General features: G+C 71.6%; 17 protein-coding genes. 14 read left to right on the top strand and 3 right to left on the bottom strand.

Going from position 1 to position 18,356, the window contains the following annotated elements:
* The first annotated feature begins 153 nt into the window (after positions 1-153).
* From ESO89_RS03325 to ESO89_RS03285, 9 genes are all read left to right on the top strand, one after another.
* Positions 154-1,437 carry an ABC transporter substrate-binding protein gene (locus ESO89_RS03325; RefSeq protein ID WP_128904261.1) on the top strand — a complete coding sequence of 428 codons (1,284 nt, stop codon included), beginning with the start codon at positions 154-156 and terminating at the stop codon, positions 1,435-1,437.
* The gene (locus tag ESO89_RS03320; RefSeq protein WP_128904260.1) at positions 1,434-2,447 is read left to right on the top strand and encodes an FAD-dependent oxidoreductase; all 1,014 of its coding nucleotides are present in this window, start codon (positions 1,434-1,436) and stop codon (positions 2,445-2,447) included. Before ESO89_RS03325 ends, ESO89_RS03320 begins: the two co-directional genes overlap by 4 nt.
* Positions 2,444-3,616: a FecCD family ABC transporter permease gene (locus tag ESO89_RS03315; protein ID WP_128904259.1), complete on the top strand. Its 1,173-nt coding sequence runs from the start codon at positions 2,444-2,446 to the stop codon at positions 3,614-3,616. Before ESO89_RS03320 ends, ESO89_RS03315 begins: the two co-directional genes overlap by 4 nt.
* The gene (locus ESO89_RS03310; RefSeq protein ID WP_128904258.1) at positions 3,617-4,528 is read left to right on the top strand and encodes an ABC transporter ATP-binding protein; all 912 of its coding nucleotides are present in this window, start codon (positions 3,617-3,619) and stop codon (positions 4,526-4,528) included. It begins immediately after the preceding gene.
* A gap of 102 nt (positions 4,529-4,630) precedes the next feature.
* Positions 4,631-5,893, top strand: a complete 1,263-nt coding sequence (locus ESO89_RS03305; protein WP_128904257.1) for an ABC transporter substrate-binding protein — start codon at positions 4,631-4,633, stop codon at positions 5,891-5,893.
* Between the two features lie 98 nt (positions 5,894-5,991).
* Positions 5,992-7,266, top strand: coding sequence for an ABC transporter substrate-binding protein (locus tag ESO89_RS03300; RefSeq protein ID WP_394345370.1), 1,275 nt, complete (start codon positions 5,992-5,994; stop codon positions 7,264-7,266).
* Positions 7,267-7,443 (top strand): hypothetical protein, encoded by a 177-nt coding sequence (locus ESO89_RS18410; RefSeq protein ID WP_164932737.1) that lies wholly within the window; start codon positions 7,267-7,269, stop codon positions 7,441-7,443.
* 145 nt (positions 7,444-7,588) lie between these two features.
* Entirely contained in the window at positions 7,589-8,446 is an 858-nt protein-coding gene (locus ESO89_RS03290; protein WP_241686094.1) for a thioredoxin reductase, read from the top strand.
* Between the two features lie 23 nt (positions 8,447-8,469).
* The gene (locus tag ESO89_RS03285) at positions 8,470-9,501 is read left to right on the top strand and encodes a DUF7551 domain-containing protein (protein WP_128904255.1); all 1,032 of its coding nucleotides are present in this window, start codon (positions 8,470-8,472) and stop codon (positions 9,499-9,501) included.
* Between the two features lie 29 nt (positions 9,502-9,530).
* Here the strand turns inward: ESO89_RS03285 and ESO89_RS03280 are convergent, their stop codons facing one another.
* Positions 9,531-10,652 (bottom strand): TrmB family transcriptional regulator, encoded by a 1,122-nt coding sequence (locus tag ESO89_RS03280; protein ID WP_128904254.1) that lies wholly within the window; start codon positions 10,650-10,652, stop codon positions 9,531-9,533.
* Between the two features lie 267 nt (positions 10,653-10,919).
* Between ESO89_RS03280 and ESO89_RS03275 the strand changes: the two genes are divergently transcribed.
* A complete protein-coding gene (locus ESO89_RS03275) occupies positions 10,920-13,085 on the top strand; it encodes a glycoside hydrolase family 15 protein (RefSeq protein ID WP_128904253.1) in 2,166 nt (721 codons plus the stop codon).
* A 92-nt stretch (positions 13,086-13,177) separates the two neighbouring features.
* Complete coding sequence (locus tag ESO89_RS03270) at positions 13,178-14,395, top strand: ArsA family ATPase (RefSeq protein WP_128904252.1); 1,218 nt, start codon at positions 13,178-13,180, stop codon at positions 14,393-14,395.
* An 18-nt stretch (positions 14,396-14,413) separates the two neighbouring features.
* Here ESO89_RS03270 and ESO89_RS03265 read toward each other — a convergent pair whose 3' ends face one another.
* Both ESO89_RS03265 and ESO89_RS03260 read right to left on the bottom strand, forming a co-directional pair.
* A complete protein-coding gene (locus tag ESO89_RS03265; protein WP_394345369.1) occupies positions 14,414-14,995 on the bottom strand; it encodes a hypothetical protein in 582 nt (193 codons plus the stop codon).
* A 62-nt stretch (positions 14,996-15,057) separates the two neighbouring features.
* A complete protein-coding gene (locus tag ESO89_RS03260) occupies positions 15,058-15,816 on the bottom strand; it encodes a hypothetical protein (protein WP_394345366.1) in 759 nt (252 codons plus the stop codon).
* A gap of 83 nt (positions 15,817-15,899) precedes the next feature.
* Here ESO89_RS03260 and ESO89_RS03255 point away from each other — a divergent pair, with 83 nt between their 5' ends.
* From ESO89_RS03255 to ESO89_RS03245, 3 genes are all read left to right on the top strand, one after another.
* A complete protein-coding gene (locus tag ESO89_RS03255) occupies positions 15,900-16,673 on the top strand; it encodes a DUF2103 domain-containing protein (RefSeq protein WP_128904249.1) in 774 nt (257 codons plus the stop codon).
* Between the two features lie 70 nt (positions 16,674-16,743).
* Positions 16,744-17,403, top strand: a complete 660-nt coding sequence (locus ESO89_RS03250; protein WP_128904248.1) for a metal-dependent transcriptional regulator — start codon at positions 16,744-16,746, stop codon at positions 17,401-17,403.
* A gap of 168 nt (positions 17,404-17,571) precedes the next feature.
* Positions 17,572-18,279: a LysE family translocator gene (locus ESO89_RS03245; protein WP_128904247.1), complete on the top strand. Its 708-nt coding sequence runs from the start codon at positions 17,572-17,574 to the stop codon at positions 18,277-18,279.
* The last annotated feature ends 77 nt before the right edge of the window (positions 18,280-18,356 follow it).

Below are 18,356 nucleotides of genomic sequence, written 5' to 3'. Positions count from 1 at the left end.
GTGGGCGTTGAATCTTCTATTTATATAGAGTATATTATATTTCGTCGGTCGGTCGACACTCGGGGGAGGAACGCGCGAGATGGGCGCAACCTCTCGATTTAGGCCCACCTAAGATTCGAAAGCGATTTAATTCTTTAGGGAGGCCTAATCAATATGGAAAAGGACGCGGACCGAACCCCTCCGACGCGCCGGAACGTGATCAGGTACGGCGGCGCGGTCGCGGGGGCGGGACTGCTCGCGGGCTGTCTCGGAGGCGGTTCGGGCGAATCCGGCTCTGCTGGCTCCGACGGCGCCGACGGATCTGACGGTGGTGACGCCGGCGGGTCGGACGGCTCCGATGAGGGGTCGGACGGAGGCGACGGGTCCACGGACTCCTACTCCGTCGAGATGGCGCCGGTCGGCGAGGTGACCTTCGACTCGGTCCCCGAGGACGTGATGGTCTACAGCCTGCTGTACGCGGACATGGCGGTCGCGTTCGGCCACGGCGACGCGGTGAACTCGCTCGGCTTCGACGCGGACGCCGGCGGGAACACGCTCGACGCTTACTACGCCGAACTCGACGGCGTCGCCTTCGACAGAGAGGGAGTCCGGCAGCTCAACACGGGCTCCGGCGACGGGATCACGGTCGACCGGGAGCTGCTCTACGAGCTCGACTCCGACCTCCACCTCGCCGACCCCTGTCTGTTCGTCTCCTTCGAGGGGTGGGACGAGGGCGACGTGGCGGAGATCCGCGACAACGTCGGTCCGTGGTTCGGCAACGTGCTCAGCCGCCGGAACTCCGAGCCGCCGGAGTCGTGTCGCGACGGCTACGAGTACCACACCCTCTGGGAGATCACCGAGCGCGTCGCCGGCGTGTTCCGGGAAGAAGAGCGCTTCGAGGCGCTCTCGACGGTCCACGACGACCTGATCGAGACGGTGCAGGCGGACCTCCCGCCGGCGGAGGAGCGCCCGACGGTCGGCACGCTCCTCTACATGGACGGGACCCACTACCCCTCGCGGATCGACGACCCGGGGTTCGCAAACGCCCACGTGCGCCCCTTCGGGGTGCCCGACGCGTTCGGCGCCGACGGCGTGAGCTACGAGACCGCCTACGATCACGAACAGCTGCTGGAGATCGACCCCGACGTCATCCACCACCAGTACGGGATCGAGTCCTACTACGACGTGGCCGGCATCCGCGAGGAGCTCGCCGATCACCCCGTCGCCGGCGAGCTCTCCGCGATCGAGAACGACCGGTTCTACCCCTCGGGGGACCCGGTACAGGGGCCGATCATGAACCTCTTCCAGATCGAAATGACCGCCAAACAGCTGTTCCCCGAGCGGTTCGGCGAGTGGCCGGCCTACGAACTCGGCGACGGCTACCCCGAGATCCCGGAGTCCGAGCGGCTCTTCGATCGCGACCGGGTCGCGGCGATCGTCGCCGGTGATTCGGAATGAGCGACGGGAGAGACCGGGACGACACCGACCGCAACGAGATCGACCGCGACGAGGCCGCCGACGTCGACTACGACGCGGTCGTGGTCGGCGGCGGCCCCGCCGGCTGCTCGGCCGCCGTCTTCCTCGCCCGCGAGGGGGTCGAGGTGGCCGTGTTCGACCGGGGTCGGTCGTCGATCGCGCGATGCGCGCACCTCGGCAACTACCTCGGATTTCCGGCCGGGCTCGACGTCGAGACCGTCTACGGCCTCATCCACGATCACGTCGAGCGCGCGGGCGGCGAACTCGTCGACGACCTGATCGAGTCGGTCGACCCGATCGAGTCCGGCGAGCAGCGCGGTGACGACGCGGCGGAGACGCGCTTCCGCGTCACCCCGCAGGAGGGCGAGCCGGTCACCGCCCGCCGCGTGGTCGCGGCGACCCGGTACGACGGCGAGTACCTCCGCGGGCTCGACGACGACGCGGCGATGTTCGAGGCCCACGACCACGGCGGCGAGACGCACGAGCATTTCGACCGGGAGTACGCCGACCCCGACGGGACGACGCCGGTCGACGGGCTCTACGTCGCCTCGCCCTCCGAGGCCGCCCAGCAGGCGATCACGGCGGCCGGGCGCGGCGCCCGCGTGGCCCGGCGAGTCGTGACGGACGCCCGGATCGCGGACGGCTGGTGGCCCGCGGCGGCCGAGGGCGTCGACTGGGTGCGCCGCGAGGCCGAGCGCGAGGAGGAGTGGGCGGACCGCGATCGGTGGGTCGAGTGGTTCGACGAGCGCCACGCCGACGCCCCCGTCGATCCGGACGCGGAGCGGTTCGCCCGGGTCCGCGAGGCGGCGATCGACGCCGCGCTGTCGGCGTACGTCGACGCCGACGAGGCCGAGGCGCGGGCGTCCGAGGGGCGGCGCGCGCTCGCCGACCACCTCGACCCCGACGCCCTTGTCGACGCTCACGGCGCCGAGGCGCTGCTCGACGCGATGGACGACGAGGACGTCGCCGCGTACGCGGAGGAGGCACGATGAGCGGCGGGGGGTCGGTCGCCGGGGGAGACGCGGCGCGCCGGCCGACGGAGGGGCGGATCGGCTGGCTGTTCGATCCCAAGCTGATCACGGTCGCGTTCGCGAGCGTCGCGGTCGTCGTCGCCGGCGGGCTCGTGCAGGTGAGCTTCGGCGCGTACTCGATGACGGTCGGGGAGGCGTGGCGCGCCGTCCTCGACCCCGCGGTCCTCCTCGACCCGCGCTGGCTGCTGAACTTCCTCGTCGGCGAGGGACTGATGCGCTCGATCACGGGCTTTCAGGGGGAGCTGCCCGAGCTGGCGCACGGGACGCTCATCGTCTGGAACATCCGGCTCCCGCGGGTGTTCGTCGCCGCCATCGTCGGGATGAACCTCGGCATCTCGGGGGCCATCTTCCAGGCGGTCACCAGAAACGAGCTGGCGAGCCCGTTCATCCTCGGCGTCTCCTCCGGCGCGGGGCTGATGATCCTGCTGACGCTCGTGGTGTTCGGGGGACTCTCGGCGTTCCTCCCGCTGATCGCGGCGCTCGGCGGCGCGGTCGCGTTCCTGATCGTCTACGCGATCGCGTGGAAGAACGGGACGAGCCCGGTCCGACTCGTGCTCGCGGGCGTGATCGTCGGGACCGTCTTCAACAGCCTCCAGACGGGGCTGTTCTTCTTCGCGGACGACATCGGCGTCGTCCAGTCGGCGATCCAGTGGACGACGGGGTCGCTGACCAGCACCGACTGGGAGCAGGTGCGGATGGCGCTGCCGTGGACGGTCGTGGCAGTGGTGCTGTCGCTCGCGGGGTCGCGCCAGCTGAATCTCCTCCTCCTCGGCGAGCAGACGGCGAAGTCGCTGGGGATGTCGATCGAGAGGGTTCGGTTCGCGCTCTCCGGCGTCGCCGTGCTGGCGGCCGCCGCCAGCATTGCGGTCGCGGGCATCGTCAGCTTCGTGGGACTCATCGTCCCCCACATGGTGCGGAACCTCGTCGGCAGCGACTACAAGCGGGTGATCGTCGGCTGCCTGTTCGTCGGGCCGGCGCTGATGGTCGCGGCCGACGTGGGCGCGCGCCTCGGGATGGGCGTGATCACGGGCGCCGACGCGCAGATCCCGGTCGGTATCGTCACCGGGCTGATCGGCGGCCCGTACTTCCTGTACCTGATGCGGCGGCAGCAGAACATGGGTGAACTCTGAATGTCAACGGAAAACGCGGACACGACACAGATCGACGCGACGGACGGACCGGACGGATCGAACGGCGCGGACGCCTCGGCGGTGGAAACTCCGGACGAGTCGGCCGCGACGGACGCGAGCAACCTCGACGGCGAGGAGCTCGTACTGGGGTATCCGGACGCCCCGGAGCCCGTCATCGACGGCGAGTCGATCGCGGCCGAGCCCGGCGCGGTCACGGCCCTCGTCGGCCCGAACGGCTCGGGGAAGAGCACCCTGCTGAAGGGGTTGGCGACGCAGCTCGCGCCGGAGGACGGCTCCGTGCTGGTCGACGGCGGCGACGTGCACGCGATGGACACGAAGGCGCTCGCCCGGAAGATCGGGCTGCTCTCGCAGGAGAGCACCTCGCCGAACAGCATCACGGTCGAGGATCTGGTGTACCACGGTCGGTACCCCCACCGCGGGTTCTTCGAGCGGACGACCGACGAGGACGCTATCGCGGTCGAGGACGCGCTCGAGCTGGCCGGCTGCGGCCACCTGCGCGACCGCGAGGTCGGGAGCCTCAGCGGCGGGCAGAAACAGCTGGCGTGGATCGCACTGGTGTTAGCGCAGGACACCGACGTGCTCCTGTTGGACGAGCCGACGACGTTCCTCGACATGCACCACCAGATGGAGGTGATGGAGATCATCGAGACCCTGCGCGACGAGAGCGACGTGACCGTCGTCGTCGTGCTCCACGACATCGAGCAGGCCGCCCGGCTCGCCGATCGGATGGTCGCGCTCAAGGACGGGGAGATCCGCGCCCGCGGCGCGCCCGAGGAGGTCGTCACCGAGGACCTGCTCGCGGACGTGTTCCGCGTCGACGCCGACGTGGTGCAGACCGAGAACGGACCGCGCGTCACCCCCCTCCGCGCGCGACACGAGGGCGCCGAGTAGCCACCGGACGCTCCGGCGCGTACGGTACCGCCGGATCACCGAGTGTTTTAGGTTGGCCTAAAGATCGGAACGGTTATGTTCTTTTAGGTGAGCCTAAAATATATGTCGAAGGACGAGACCGCATCCCGGCGGTGGAACGGCGAGACCGCACCTCGGCGGACGCGACGGGAGTACGTGGCACACGCGGGCGCGGTCGTCGGCGGGGGACTGCTCGCCGGCTGCACCGGAAACGGCGGGGGAACCGACGGAGCCGGGAACGGCTCGCAGGCCGCGTCGACGACGGGCGAGGGGAGCGACGGGGGGGACGCCTCCAGCGGCGGGGACGCATCCGACGGGCCCGACGGGAGTCCGTACGCCGTCACGATGGCGCCCGCCGGGGAGGTTCGCTTCGAGACGGTCCCGGAGCGCTGGGTCGCGTCCGACGGCGGCTTCGCGGACATGGCGGTCGCGCTCGGACGCGGCGGCGGGCTGGCCGGCGTCGGCAACGCCAGCCGGTACTACCGGGAGGTGTACGACGAGCTCCCGGGCGTCGACGTCGACCGCGACGCGATCGAGTCGCACCCGGAGGTCAGGACGAAAGAGGAGTTCTACGAACTCGACGCCGACCTCCACCTGTACGATCCCCAGATGCTCGTCAACTGGTTCGACTGGGGGGACGACGACGTCGCAGAGATACGGGACAACGTGGCACCGTTCCTCGGGAACCTGATCTTCCGGCGCTCCGACGGGTGGCACGACTACCGTTACTACACGCTGTACGAGGCCTTCGAGAAGGTCGCCGAGGTCTTCCAAGAGCGCGAGCGGTACGAGGCGTTCGCCGAGCTTCACGACGAGTTCGTCGCGGACGTGCAGGCGCGCCTCCCCCCGGCGGACGAGCGGCCGAACGTGTTCCTCACCTTCGAAGGGACCGACGAACCGGAGACCTTCTCGCCGTACCGGCTGGTCGACAAGGGGACGAGCAAGAAGCAGTGGCTCGATCTGGGCGCGGTCGACGCGCTCGCCGGAACGGACATCGAGAACCTGAGCAGCACCAACCGCGGCGAGCTCGACTACGAGAACCTGCTGTCGATCGACCCGGACGTGATCCTCGTCCGAGGCCACGAGCGCAAGTCGCCGGCGGAGTTCCGAGACACCGTCCTCGCGTACATGGAGGACCACTCCGTCGGCGGCGAACTCACGGCCGTCCGGAACGGCCGCGTGTACCGCGGCGGCTACCTCCACCAAGGGCCGATCCACAACCTCTTCCTGACCGAACGGGCGGCACAACAGCTGTATCCCGAGGAGTTCGGCGCCGTAACGAGCGACGAACGGCTGTTCGACCGACAGGCCGTCGCGGACATCGTCAACGGGGAGTTCGAAGCGTGAGCGACGCGGCCGACGCGACCGATGCGATCGACGCAGCCGACACGGCCGACGCGACCGATGCGATCGACGCAGCCGACACGGCCGACGCGACCGATGCGATCGACGCAGCCGACGCGACCGACGCGACGTCGGGACCGACCCGTCGCGGCTACCTGGCGTGCGCGGGCGCCGCGATCGGCGGCGGGGCACTCGCCGGCTGTCTCGGCGGCGCTTCCTCCGCGGAATCACCGGAGGACGGCACCGAGTCCGGCGGTTCGGCCGAGTCCCCCGCCTCGGAGGAGAGCGGCCGGGAGGCCGCCGATGAAGAGGGGAGCGACGGAAGCGGCGACGGAACGGGGAGTTACACGGCGTCGATCTCGCCGGTCGGCGAGGTGACCTTCGAGGCGCCGCCGGAGACGGTATTCACGCGGCTCACGCACCACGCGGACATGGCGCTCGCGCTCGGCCGCGGCGACGGGGTCACGGCGATGCACGCGCCGGACTACTACGACGCGCTCTGGAACCAGTTCGTCGCGCGCCTGCCGGGCGTGTCGCTCGACTGGTCGGGGCTCTACTCCTCGTGGGGGCCGGACAAGGAGACGCTGTACGAGCTCGACAGCGACATTCACCTCGCGGACCCGGCGTGGGTGACGCAGGTCGAGGGGTGGGACCGGTCCGACGTCGACGAGATCGCCGAGAACGTCTCGCCGTGGTTCGGCAACTCTCTCAGCGATCGCCATCAGGAGCCCGCCGCGGAGTGGGCCGACGGCTACGAGTACTACGAGCTGTGGGAGCAGTTCGGGCGCGTCGCCGACGCGTTCGGCGAGCGGGCGCGGTACGAGGCGCTCGCGGCGGTCCGCGAGGAGCTGCTCGCGGCGATCGACGAGCGGCTCCCGCCCGAGTCGGAGCGGCCGAACGCGGCGTTGATCGCCTCCGGCGACATGGAGACGGTGTACGCCTACGCGCTTGACAACCCGGGGTTCCTCACCTCGCACGCGCGCCCGCTCGCGCCGAACCCCGCCTTCGACGGGTCCGTCGAGTCCGGCGCGACGGTCGACTTCGAGCGGCTGCTCGAGGCCGACCCCGACGTGATCCTCTTCCTCGGCGGGATGCAGCCCGGCACGAGCATGGCCGAGGTCCGGTCGACGCTGGAGGGCGATCCGGTCGCCTCGGAGATCACGGCGGTCCGGAACGAGCGGGTCCACCCGCAGGGCGCCCGGTATCAGGGGCCGATCTTGAACCTCTTCCAGCTGGAGATGACCGCCAAGCAGCTGTACCCCGACGCCTTCGGCGAGTGGCCGACGTACGACGAGGGGCCGTACCCGGAGATCCCCGAGCCCGAGCGGCTGTTCGACCGCCAGCGCGTCGCGGACGCGATCAACGGGGAGCCGTAGATGCGCGCCCGCGAGTGGACGGTCGCGGCCGCCTTCGGCGACCCGACGGAGTACGACGTGCCGGCCCTGCCGGCGTGGCGGGTCGAGCGCGGCGACGACGGCGACCTCGCGTTCGCGGCGGCCGGCCGCGACGAGCCGTTCATCGCGGCGGAGCGACCGGTTCGCGTGCGGCGATGATCGCGCAGCGCCCCCGTCCCGACGAGGCCGCGGGTCGGGCCGGAGCCGAACCGGTCTCGGACCGAAGCGACTACGACGGCTCGCGCGCGCCGACGGGTATGGCGAACGGAAACGACGACTCGCGACTTGCACGGGGGATCGACCGATGAGCGGGGACGAGGCGCCCGCGAGGGGCGAAGCGGGTGCGGACCGCGACCCGCACGCGGACAGCGACCCGAACGGCCCCCGTGACGTGGTCGTCGTCGGCGGCCTCTCGGCGGCCGTGTTCACGGCCCGGCAGGGGCTCGACACGCTCGTCATCGACCCGGGCGAGTCGCTCCTCCGACGGAACGCGCACTTGGAGAACTTCCCCGGCTTCCCGCTGGGCGTCAACGCCCGGCAGTTACTCGATCTCCTCGGCGAACAGGCCGGGGACGCGGGGGCCGACCGGCTCGACGCCCGAGCGACGCGCGTCTCGGCCGTCGGCTCCGGTGACGCGGACGGCCCCGATCCGGGAGACGACATCCGGTTCGTCGTCGAAGTCGACCGCGGCGACGCGAACGACCACGGCGACGCGAACAGCCGCGGCGACGCGATCCGGACTCGGTACGTCGTCGCGGCGACGAAGAACGAGGTCGGCTACCTCGCGGACGTCGACGGGATCGGCATCCTCGACCGGGGGAAGTCGTACGTCGACACCGACGAGCGCGGGCGGACCGGCGTCGACGGGCTGTACGCGGCCGGCCGGCTCGCGGAGAAGCCGCATCAGGCGGCGGTGTGCGCGGGCCACGGGGCCGAGGTCGGCGTGACGATACTGGAGGCGGACGACCGCGGGTTCTACCACGACTGGGTCGCGCCCGAGGGGTACTTCACCGACCGCGGCCGGCAGGTGCCGCCGGGCTGCGAGGAGATCGGCGACGGCGAGCGCCGCGAGCGCGAGGAGGAGTCCCGCGAGGCGATCCGGGAGCGGTTCGCGGCGCCGCACCCGGACCCGCAGGAGACGCACCCGAGCCTAGAGGAGTGAGCCGCGAGAAGAGGTGACACCACGTGATCGGAACGACGCTACTCGAGATCAGCGACCACATCGAATCGCTCGCGAGCGAGACGGGCGAGTACTCGCTCGTCTGCGCGCGGTACGGCGACCGACCGGTCCCGGCGGCCGGGCTCCGGTTCGAGAGCCGCGCCGTCGCGCGCGCCGCGGCGCGGGCCACCGAGCAGTACCGCGACGCGCTCCGCCGGTACGACCCGCGGCTGCCGTACTACGACGTGATCGTCCGACAGGAGTTCGTGGGCGACGAACCGGGAGCGACGCCGTCGGCGCTGACCTCCGGAAGGCGAGGCGGTCCGGCGGCCGAAACCGACGCCGGCTCCCGCAATTCGGACGGCTCTCCCGATCCGGACGACCCCCGCGATCCGGACGATCCCCACGACGTGCGTCGGTTTTCCGCGACGGAGGCGGCCGAGTGGAGCCTCTCCGACCCCGTCGTGGAGGGCGGGGGCGACGACCGGCGCCGCGACCGCGTCGAGTTCTGCCACGAGGCGGCGGCCGCGGTGTTCGAGGCGCTGTCGGCGGGCGGTCACGACGACGCCGAGTCGGCGGTGATGGACGCGTACTTCGAACTCGCGGAGCGGGTGAGCGACCCGGACGACCTCTGTCTGTGCCTCCTCGAAGCGATGGCCGAGGCCCTCCACCGGCGGCTCACGCCGGACGAACAGGCGTCGGTGCTGTCGGCCGCGGCGGCGGGGCTCCCGCCCGTCTCGGGGGGCGATCCGGTCTCCGGCGCGTTCGACCGCCTCTCGGGGGCCGGCGTCGTCGACGGCTACGTCCGCGAGTCCGACTCGGCGTCCGGGAGCGCGGCCGAACGCGCCACCGTGCTGGTGTCCGACTGCGCGCTCACGCCCCGAGACGGCCGGTTCCCGACGCTGCCGCTCGTCCTCGAACTGTACCGCAGAACGGAGCCGAGTCGCCGACACGACGCGGTCCGGATCGCTTCCGCCGAGGAGGGATGGCGGATCAGCCTCGCCGCCGGCTCCGGCGACGGCCCGGTCGGGCTCGCCAGCGCGGCGATCCGGTCGTAACCGGCTGCGAGCCCGCTGCCGTCTCGCCGTTACTCGTCGTCCGCCACGTCCGCCTCGTCGGAGCTTTCTTCGTCCGTCTCCGCGGCCCCTTCCTCGTCCGCCTCGATCCGCACGAGGTCGGCCTCAACGTCCTCCACGAAGGCGCCCTGCCCCCCGACCGTGACGGTCTCGCCGTCGTCGGTCTCGACGACGAGCGAGTGCTCGACGGGGAACTCGTTGGTCGTCGGCTCCACCATCCCCTGTTTCGCCTCGACGACGCGGCCGCTGATCTCGACCGACTCGTCGTCGTCGGTCCACCGACCGCCCACGGTGACGCGGGGGGGTTCCTCGGCCCGGAGACGGAGCGTCGCCTGGAGGACGGTGTGCCTGAAGTTCGCGTACTCGATCGGAAGCGGCGCGGGCGCCGCGGTCGCGACCTCGTTCGCGGCCGGCCAGTAGTTCCCGAGGAACGAGCCGACGATCACCGGCGCGAGCTGCTCCTGCGAGAAATGGATCGCCTGTCGGTCGGTGTCGGACCGGCGCAACAGCTCGGGGGGGACGACGACGCCGGCCGCCGAGTCGACGGTGAGCAGCGTCGGCATCGCCTCGCTCCACGTCCGGACGACGCTGGCGACGCCGTCGAGGCCGCCTTCGACGTCCGCCGGCTCCCCGCCGGCGTCGGAGACGATGAGCAGCACCAGGACGCCGCGGTCGACCGCCTCGACGAGGGAGTCGCGGACCTCGGGGAGGTGACCGGCGGTGATCGACAGCGTCACCTCGTCGTCGGCGTCCGCGAGCAGCGACCGGACCCGCTTTATCACCGTCGCCCGGGACTTGATCACCTCGAACTGCTCGGTCTGTCGCTCCACCCGCGAGAAGCGCTCCTCCAACCCGGGGCGGATCGCGTCCACGTCCGAGCGGAGCCGGTTTACCACCTCGTCCGGCGGGTTCGCGCGGATCGTCGTCGGCACGACGTGGTCGTTCACCTCGACGAAGCCGCGCTCCGCGAGCGACTCGCTCACGCTGTAGACGTAGCGTTTCGACACGCCCGCGGCGTCGGCGACGGTGCTCGCCTTCGCCTCGCCGTGCGCCAAGAGGCTGAGGTACGTGTCGACCTCCTTGTCCGAGAGCCCGAACCGGCGGAGGAGATCGGTCAGCGTCCGGTCGTCCATGGCGGAGATGCGCGAGGGGACCACTTATAAGAGTCGGAGGACCGGCGCGGCGGCGGGCGCGTCGCGGATGGCCCGCTCGTAGGTTCCGCCGGAATCGGGGCTCCGCGGGGCCATCTCGACGGATTCGCCGACTCTCGTCGTGCGCGGCGAACCGGGTTCGTGCATGCGGGCTACCGGCGGCACCCCGGGTTGAGATCCCCGTCTTTCAAATGAATGAATAATAATTACACCAAAACTTCATACGCGGAGGGGTCGTTTACCAGCGTAATGCAACTCCGCGACGCGCTCGACGACTACAAGCGAAACACCGGGCACGCCACCCGGTTTCCCGGCGAACGCCGGACCGTCACCGGTCGGTTTTCGGGCGGCGAGGGGCGGCTCGTCCACGTCGACGCCGACGGCGAGATCCGGGACTTCGGCTACCCGCTGACCGGTCGGACGGGACTCGTCCGCTCGCGCGTCGGCCTCGCAGTCGGCGACGAGGTCACGTGGCTCGACGAGGTCGCGACCGAGCAGCGCTACGTCGGCGACACGACCCTGATCGAAACCGTTCACGAGACCGACCGCGGGACGGTGATCCGCCACGACGCGACGATCGGCGACGCCCACCTCACGCGCGCGGCGATCGACGTGGGCGACGACGGGCACGCGAACGTCGACCCCGCCAACCTCTCGCTCGTCGTGTACGCCCGGTTCGCGCCCGACGGGCGCGACGACCGGGTGGGGCAGCTCCGGTACGACAACGCCATCGAGGTGTACCACGACGACGAGCACGACTTCCTCGCGAGCGACACCGGCTTTTCCGACCTGCGCGGCCAGCTCCCGGCGACGTTCCCGGAACTGCTCGACGACGCGCCCACCGACCTCCCCCGCGACCGCGACGGCGACCGCTACGAGGAGGAGCGGCTCTCCGGCGAGGTCATCGTCGACGCCCCGTTCGAGGAGGGCGTCGCGACCGTCGGCACCCTGCTGACCGACCGCGAGGAGACGACGCGCGAGGCCGCCCGCGACCGGCTCGCGGAGCTGTTCGCCGAGAGCGACGACGTCGACGCGCTCGCCGCGGCCGCGGGCGAGACGACCCCCTCGGTCCCCGAGTCAGTCCCGTCCCGAGAGTCGGCGGTCGCCGACCTCCGGGTGCTCTCGCTGCTCTCCGCGGCGTCCGGGCTCCGGATCGCCGGCCCCGACTTCGACCCCTTCTACGCGACCTCCGGCGGCTACGGCTACACGTGGTTCCGCGACGACGCCGAGATCTCGGCGTTCGCGCTCGACGCCGACGACCGGCTCGGGCTCGGGCTCGACGACTGGCACGCGCGCTCCGCCGAGATGTACGTCGCCACCCAGCGCCCCGACGGCTCGTGGCCACACCGCGTGTGGCCGCGGAACGGCGCGCTCGCGCCCGGCTGGGCGAACGCGCGCATCGAGGACGGCCCCGACGTGGACTACCAGGCCGACCAGACCGGCAGCGTCATCGCCTACCTCGCGCAGGCGCGCGCCGCGAGCGTCGGCGTCGAGGGGCTCGACGAAACCCTCGTCGCCGCGCTCGCCGGGCTCGACGAGACCCTCGCGTCCGACGGTCGCCCGGTCGTCTGCCAGAACGCGTGGGAGGACAGCGCCGGGCGGTTCGCGCACACGACCGCGACGTTCCTGGAGGCGTACAGCGAGTTCGCCCTCCACGGCGAGGGGCTGGACGCGGGCGCGCTCGACGCGGGCGCGCTCGATCCGAACGCCGATCTCGACCCCGCCCTCCCCGACGACCTCGTCGGCCACGCCCGCGATCAGGCGACGCGGGTGTACGGCGCCCTCGACGATCTCTGGGTCCCCGAGCGCGGCTGTTACGCGCTCCGCGAGACGCCTCAGGGGGCGATCGACGATCGGCTCGACTCCTCGACGCTGGCGCTGGCGAGCGCGCACCGCTCGTTCGACGCGCTCGGGAGCGACGGCGGGGACGGGAACGGAGGCGACGGCGACGACTCCGACGAGGGCGGCGCAGTCGACGCCGAGCGCCTCGACCGGCTGGTCTCGCACGTCGAGACGGTCGTCGACGGCCTCGCCCACGAGACCGACGAGATCGCGGGACTGATCCGGTACGAGGGCGACGGCTGGCGGCGGGCGGGTCAGCGCTCCGAGAAGGTGTGGACCGTCTCGACCGCGTGGGGCGCGAACGCCTGCGCCGAGCTGGCGATCCTGCTCGCCGACCGCGACGATCCGCGCGCGACCGGCATGGCCGAGCGGGCTCGGGAGCTGCTCGCGCGCGTCTCGCCCGGCGGAGCGCTCTGCGAGTCGACCGGCTACCTCCCCGAGCAGTTCTTCGACGACGGGACGCCCGACAGCGCGACGCCGCTCGGGTGGCCCCACGCGATCCGGCTGGCGACCGTGGCGCTGCTCGACGACGCGCGGTTCCGCCCGGCGGACCGGGTCGCGGCCGCCGACTGACCGCCCGCGCGGTCGGGCGACCGGACCGCCTCACCGAACGCTCGTCTCTCGGGACCGACGGGTACACAAGCGGGCCGCCCCCACGAGTCGGTATGGACGACATCGACGTCGAGCCGGTGGATCGCGTCGAGGAGTCGGAGCGCGGAGGGGACGGCGACGCCCCGAGCGACCACGGGGACGCTCCCGACGCCTCGGCCGACGGGTCCGACCTCCCGACCGAAACCGACGCCGCCACCGACCTCCCGGCCGGCGTCGACGCCCCGGAGTACGTCCTCTACGGCGGGAAGGGCGGCGTCGGGAAGACGACGATGGCGGCCGCGACCGGGCTCGCCTCGGCGGCGGGCGGGGTCAACACCCTGGTGGTCTCCACCGACCCGGCCCACTCGCTGTCGGACACCTACGAGACGGATATCCCCGCGGAGCCGTCGCGCATCCGCGAGGAGATCCCGCTGTACGCCGCCGAGATCGACCCCGACGACGCGATGGAGGAGGGAATGTTCGGCGCCGACGGCGACCCCCTCGGCGGGATGGGGGAGATGGGGGACGCGATGGGCGGGATGATGGACGGCGCGGGCGGTGCGGGTGGCCCCGCCGACGGCGCGGGCGACGAGGAAGCGGAGGGCGGCCTCGGCTCCCTGCTCGGCGGGACGATGCCCGGCGCCGACGAGGCGGCCGCGATGCGCCAGCTGCTGGAGTACCTCGACGACCCGCGCTTCGACCGGGTCGTCGTCGACACCGCGCCGACCGGGCACACCCTCCGGCTGCTCCAGCTGCCCGAGATCATGGACTCGATGATCGGCCGGGTGATGAAGCTCCGCAACCGCTTCTCCGGGATGATGGACGGGATCAAGGGGATGTTCGGCGGCGGGGACGACGACCCCGACCCCTCCGCCGACCTCGACGAGCTCCGCGAGCGGATCGAGCGCCTCCGGAGCGTGCTTCGGGACCCCGCGAAGACCGACTTCCGCGTGGTGACGATTCCGGAGGAAATGAGCGTCGCCGAGTCCGAACGGCTCGTCGCACGCCTCGACGAGTTCGGCATTCCGGTGAACACCCTCGTCGTTAACCGGGTGATGGAGGGCGTCGGCGACGTGACCGACGGGAGCGGGGCCGCGATCGATCCCGACTGGATCGTCGAGCCGAACCCGGACACCTGCGAGTTCTGCGCGCGGCGGTGGGCGGTCCAGCAGGACGCGCTGCGCCGGGCGGCGGACCTGTTCCGCGGGCGCGACGTGAAGCGGGTCCCGCTGCTCGCGAAGGAGGTCCGCGGGGAGGCCGCGCTGCGGGTCGTGGCCGCGTGTCTGCGCTGAGCCTTCCCCGTCCGGACCCTACTCGTCGCGCCCCGGGAACAGCCCCTCCCTGACCAGCTCGGCCACGCCCGTGAGGTGCGCCTGTCCGAAGGTCGCCACGAGCAGGGCGCCGATCGAGTTGTACAGCAGGTCGAGCACCGTGTCGTCGAGCCCGTGCTGGGCCAGCGGCATGGAGACCCCCGTCGCGTCCGCGGCGATGTCGAGGGCGAACTCGAACAGCTCCCAGACGACGCCGAACGCGAGGACGACGACGAAGATGAAGACGAACGCGAAGCGCGGCGGAATCCGGATCTCGTCGCTGTGGAGGTCGACAGCGCGCAGCGTCGTGTACCCCGCGCCCGCGACGAGCGACGCCGAGAGCGCGTGCGTGAGGTGGTCCCACCACCCGATCTGCACGTAGAACCACGCGGACCCCAGCGTGTGGAAGAACACCGCCGACGTGATCCACACGCCGAGCCACGGGTCGAGCGGGATGTCGTAGTTACGGTCGACCAGCGCCGGCACGAACGTGACGAACAGCCCGAGCCCCCCGTTGGTGATCGCCTTCGGCTCGCCGGCGACCGCGCCGTAGACGATGATCGCGGCGAGGAGGACCTGCATCCCGCGGGTGAGGCGGCGCTGGTTGGCGACGGACGGACGCGGGAGCGACAGGCGAGCGACGGTCATCGGCGCACCACCCGCCGGAGGGCGCGTCGGAGCCGCAGCCCGCGGCGCCGGAAGTAGGCGTCGAAGAGGGCGCCGGCGACGAGCCCGGCCAGCGTGACGTAGATCCACTCGACCATCAGCACCTCGTTCGTCGTCAGGTAGGCGGTGTCGTACAGTCGGTCGGCGTTCCACCGGAGGACCGTCCACACCGCCGCGGTCGCCATCGTCGTCATCACGACGAGGACGACCGCGAACCAGTGGGTCACCCGCAGCGCGGTGAACATGTGGAGATCGACGGTGATGGCGAGCGCCAGCGCGGCGATCGCGAGGTACGTCGCGAAGACGCCGAGCTCCCCGCCGAGCAGCGCGCGCACGAGGATGGGCAGCAGCGCGAGTCCGAGCAGCTCCCACGGGAGCATCGCGCGCGGCGTGCGCGCCGCGACCGCCGGCGCGACCACGACGGCGGCGATGGCCCCGACGAGAGCCATCGAGAGCAAGTCGAAGTCGAGCAGGCTCTCGACGAACACCCCCGCGAGCACCGCCACCATCGCCCACGCGATCGCCGCGTTCGTCCGCCCGTTTCGGAACAGCTGTAACGCCCACCCCTCGTCGACGGTCTCCTCGACGAGGTCCGCGGGCGGGTCCGGCCCCGGGAGCGTCGACCCGTCGCCGGTGTCGGTCGGTTCGACCGCCCCGTCGGCGCCGTTCGGATCGGTCGGTTCGACCGTCCCGTCGGCGCCGTTCGGATCCCCCGGCTCGCCGCGGTCGGTGTCCATACCGCTCATCGGGACGGCGACCACTAATATGGGTTGCTTCGCCGAACGGACGCGCTTTTATCCGCCACGGCCCTGTCTTCGCTATGAACTGCCGGCGGTGTGGAACCCCCCTCCGCAAGCCCGGGGACTACTGTCTCACCTGCAACACCGCCAACGCCGACGCCGTCGTCGTCGTGTTCGAGGAAGACCGCGCCCGGCTCACGATGCTCGACGAGGACGAGGTCGTCGGCGAGACGACCGTGACCACGCGCCCCGAGAGCGACGAGCAGCTGACGGAGATCCAGCTCCGCAACTTCGCCGGGCGCGTCGCCGACGAGATCCGCCGGAAGCGGCCCGACACCGTCCACGCCGCCGGCGCCCGAGAGCCCCTCCGCGAGACGCGGGCGCAGGTCCACCACGAGTTCTACCGCGTCCCCGACGCCGGCGTCGACGAGGACACCGGTGACGATCCGGAACGCGAAGGCGAGAGCCCCGTCGTCTCGTGGGTGCTCGACCGCCGCGGCGACCGCGCCTTACAGGTCGTCGAGACGCCGCCGCGCGAGAAGATCGGCGGGTCGCACTCGACGCTCATCGGCGACCGAAAGGGCCGGAAGGCGGTCAGCACGGTCGCGCAACACCCCCACGTCAAGAAGATCGTCCCCGGCCCCATCGACGCCGGGGGCACCGGCTCTCGGACGGGACTGCGCGCGAAGGCGACGCGCGCGGGCACGAACGGGAACGTCCGGCTCCTCCTGCGGGACGGCTCCAGCGTGCAGGAGAACCGGATCGTCACCACCGCGATGGACCGCGAGACCGGCGAGCGCGTCCGCGAGGACCTCAACGAGGCGCTGCGGGACGCGGAGCTACAGGACGAGTGAGGTCGGGGTGAGCCGGCACCCGTACCGCTTCCCGGTAGGTATTTCCGCCGGCGCCCGCGATCGCTTATAAATGCTGAGCGACGTGATGGAGGACTACCTGAAGGCGATCTACGTCCTCCAGTCCGAGCGGGAGCCTCCCGTCTCGACATCCGCGATCGCGGAGTACCTCGACAAGACCTCCCCGTCGGTCACCGACATGCTGGGCAAGCTGGAGGAGCGCGGGCTCGTCGAGCGCGAGCCGTACCGCGGCGCGGAGCTGACGGCGGAGGGCGAGGTGGTCGCCCTGGAGATCGTCCGCCACCACCGACTGCTGGAAGCGTTTCTCGCGGAGCGGCTCGACTACGACTGGAGCGAGGTCCACGAGGAGGCCGACGCCTTGGAACACCACATCTCCGAGGCGTTCGAGCGCCGCGTGGCGGAGGCGCTCGGCGATCCCGCCGTCGACCCCCACGGCGACCCGATCCCGAGCGCGGACCTCGAACCGGTCGACGAGGGCAGCGGCGCGCGGCTCGCGGACCGCGAGGAGGGCGACCGCGTGGTCGTCGCCCGCGTCTCCGACCGCGACGAGGACGAGCTGGAGTACCTCGCCGACGCCGGAATCACGCCCGGCACCGAGATGGAAGTCGTCGACGTCGCCCCGTTCGGGATGGTGACCGTGACGACGCCGACCGGCGAGCAGAGCCTCCCGGCGGAGATCGCCCGCTCGATCCGGGTCGAGGACGCGAGGTGACCGCGGCCGAGGGCGACTCGCTCCCGCCGACCGCAACACCCGATCTCGCTCCCCGACCGCAACACCCGACAGCAACCGCCCATACTCGTACATCGATGCGGATTCCTCGGCCGTGACGACCACCATTCGTTCGCGAGGTTTTTCACGAAAACGACCCTCTCGAACGGTGTGAGTCTCCTCGTAACGCTCGGCGCCGGCGTCGTCTTCGGACTGGCGCTCGCGGCCCCGCCCGGACCGATGAACGCCGTGATCGCCGAGGAGGCGGTGCTGCGCGGTCGCCTCGCCGGCTTCCGCGCCGGCCTCGGCGCCGCGACCGCCGACGCGATCTTCTTCGTGCTCGCGTACCTCGGCGTCGTCGCGATCGTGGAGTCGTTCCCGCTGTTACAGGGCGCCATGGTCGCGGTCGGCGGCGTCCTGATGCTGTACTTCGCCGTCGACGCGGCCCGCGGCGCGCGCGCGTCGTTCCGACCCACCGCGGGCGACGAGCCCGCCGTCGCGGAGGGGAAGGGGTTCCGCAAGGCGCTGGTGCTCGCCCTGACGAACCCGTACCAGGTGCTGTTCTGGCTGACGATCGGCGTCGGGCTCCTCCGTCCGGGCGAGCTCGACGTGCTCGCTCAGCTCCCCGTCGTCGGCGAGGACCTCGCCGGGACGCTCGTGGTCGCCACCGGCTCGCCGGCGCTCATCGGCGGGTTCTTTCTCGGCGTGTTGACGTGGGTCGTGGGGTTCCCGACCGGGCTCGTCGCCGCCGAGCGCCGGATCGAGACGTTCGCGCCGCTCGTCGCGGTCGGCTCCGCGGTCGTGCTCGCCGGGTTCGGCGTCTACTTCCTCTACGACGCGGCGACGACGCTAACGACGCTGGCGGCGGTCGGGGTCTGAGTCTCCGGCGGCCGAAACCGCTCGAAGAGCCGGGCCGACGCCGACGATCCGCATGGACAACGGCTTTCACCCGCGGG

The sequence above is a fragment of the Halorubrum amylolyticum genome (genome assembly GCF_004114995.1).
GTDB classification, from domain to species: Archaea; Halobacteriota; Halobacteria; order Halobacteriales; family Haloferacaceae; genus Halorubrum; species Halorubrum amylolyticum.
This window is presented reverse-complemented; position numbering and strand designations above follow the sequence as displayed.

What these genes read in the sequence shown, in the direction of transcription:
- ESO89_RS03325 (WP_128904261.1), top strand. Translation starts at nt 154, where the DNA reads ATGGAAAAGGACGCGGACCGAACCCCTCCGACGCGCCGGAACGTGATC.
- ESO89_RS03320 (WP_128904260.1), top strand. Translation starts at nt 1,434, where the DNA reads ATGAGCGACGGGAGAGACCGGGACGACACCGACCGCAACGAGATCGAC.
- ESO89_RS03315 (WP_128904259.1), top strand. Translation starts at nt 2,444, where the DNA reads ATGAGCGGCGGGGGGTCGGTCGCCGGGGGAGACGCGGCGCGCCGGCCG.
- ESO89_RS03310 (WP_128904258.1), top strand. Translation starts at nt 3,617, where the DNA reads ATGTCAACGGAAAACGCGGACACGACACAGATCGACGCGACGGACGGA.
- ESO89_RS03305 (WP_128904257.1), top strand. Translation starts at nt 4,631, where the DNA reads ATGTCGAAGGACGAGACCGCATCCCGGCGGTGGAACGGCGAGACCGCA.
- ESO89_RS18410 (WP_164932737.1), top strand. Translation starts at nt 7,267, where the DNA reads ATGCGCGCCCGCGAGTGGACGGTCGCGGCCGCCTTCGGCGACCCGACG.
- ESO89_RS03290 (WP_241686094.1), top strand. Translation starts at nt 7,589, where the DNA reads ATGAGCGGGGACGAGGCGCCCGCGAGGGGCGAAGCGGGTGCGGACCGC.
- ESO89_RS03280 (WP_128904254.1), bottom strand. Translation starts at nt 10,652, where the DNA reads ATGGACGACCGGACGCTGACCGATCTCCTCCGCCGGTTCGGGCTCTCG.
- ESO89_RS03275 (WP_128904253.1), top strand. Translation starts at nt 10,920, where the DNA reads ATGCAACTCCGCGACGCGCTCGACGACTACAAGCGAAACACCGGGCAC.
- ESO89_RS03270 (WP_128904252.1), top strand. Translation starts at nt 13,178, where the DNA reads ATGGACGACATCGACGTCGAGCCGGTGGATCGCGTCGAGGAGTCGGAG.
- ESO89_RS03265 (WP_394345369.1), bottom strand. Translation starts at nt 14,995, where the DNA reads ATGCAGGTCCTCCTCGCCGCGATCATCGTCTACGGCGCGGTCGCCGGC.
- ESO89_RS03260 (WP_394345366.1), bottom strand. Translation starts at nt 15,816, where the DNA reads ATGGACACCGACCGCGGCGAGCCGGGGGATCCGAACGGCGCCGACGGG.
- ESO89_RS03255 (WP_128904249.1), top strand. Translation starts at nt 15,900, where the DNA reads ATGAACTGCCGGCGGTGTGGAACCCCCCTCCGCAAGCCCGGGGACTAC.
- ESO89_RS03250 (WP_128904248.1), top strand. Translation starts at nt 16,744, where the DNA reads ATGCTGAGCGACGTGATGGAGGACTACCTGAAGGCGATCTACGTCCTC.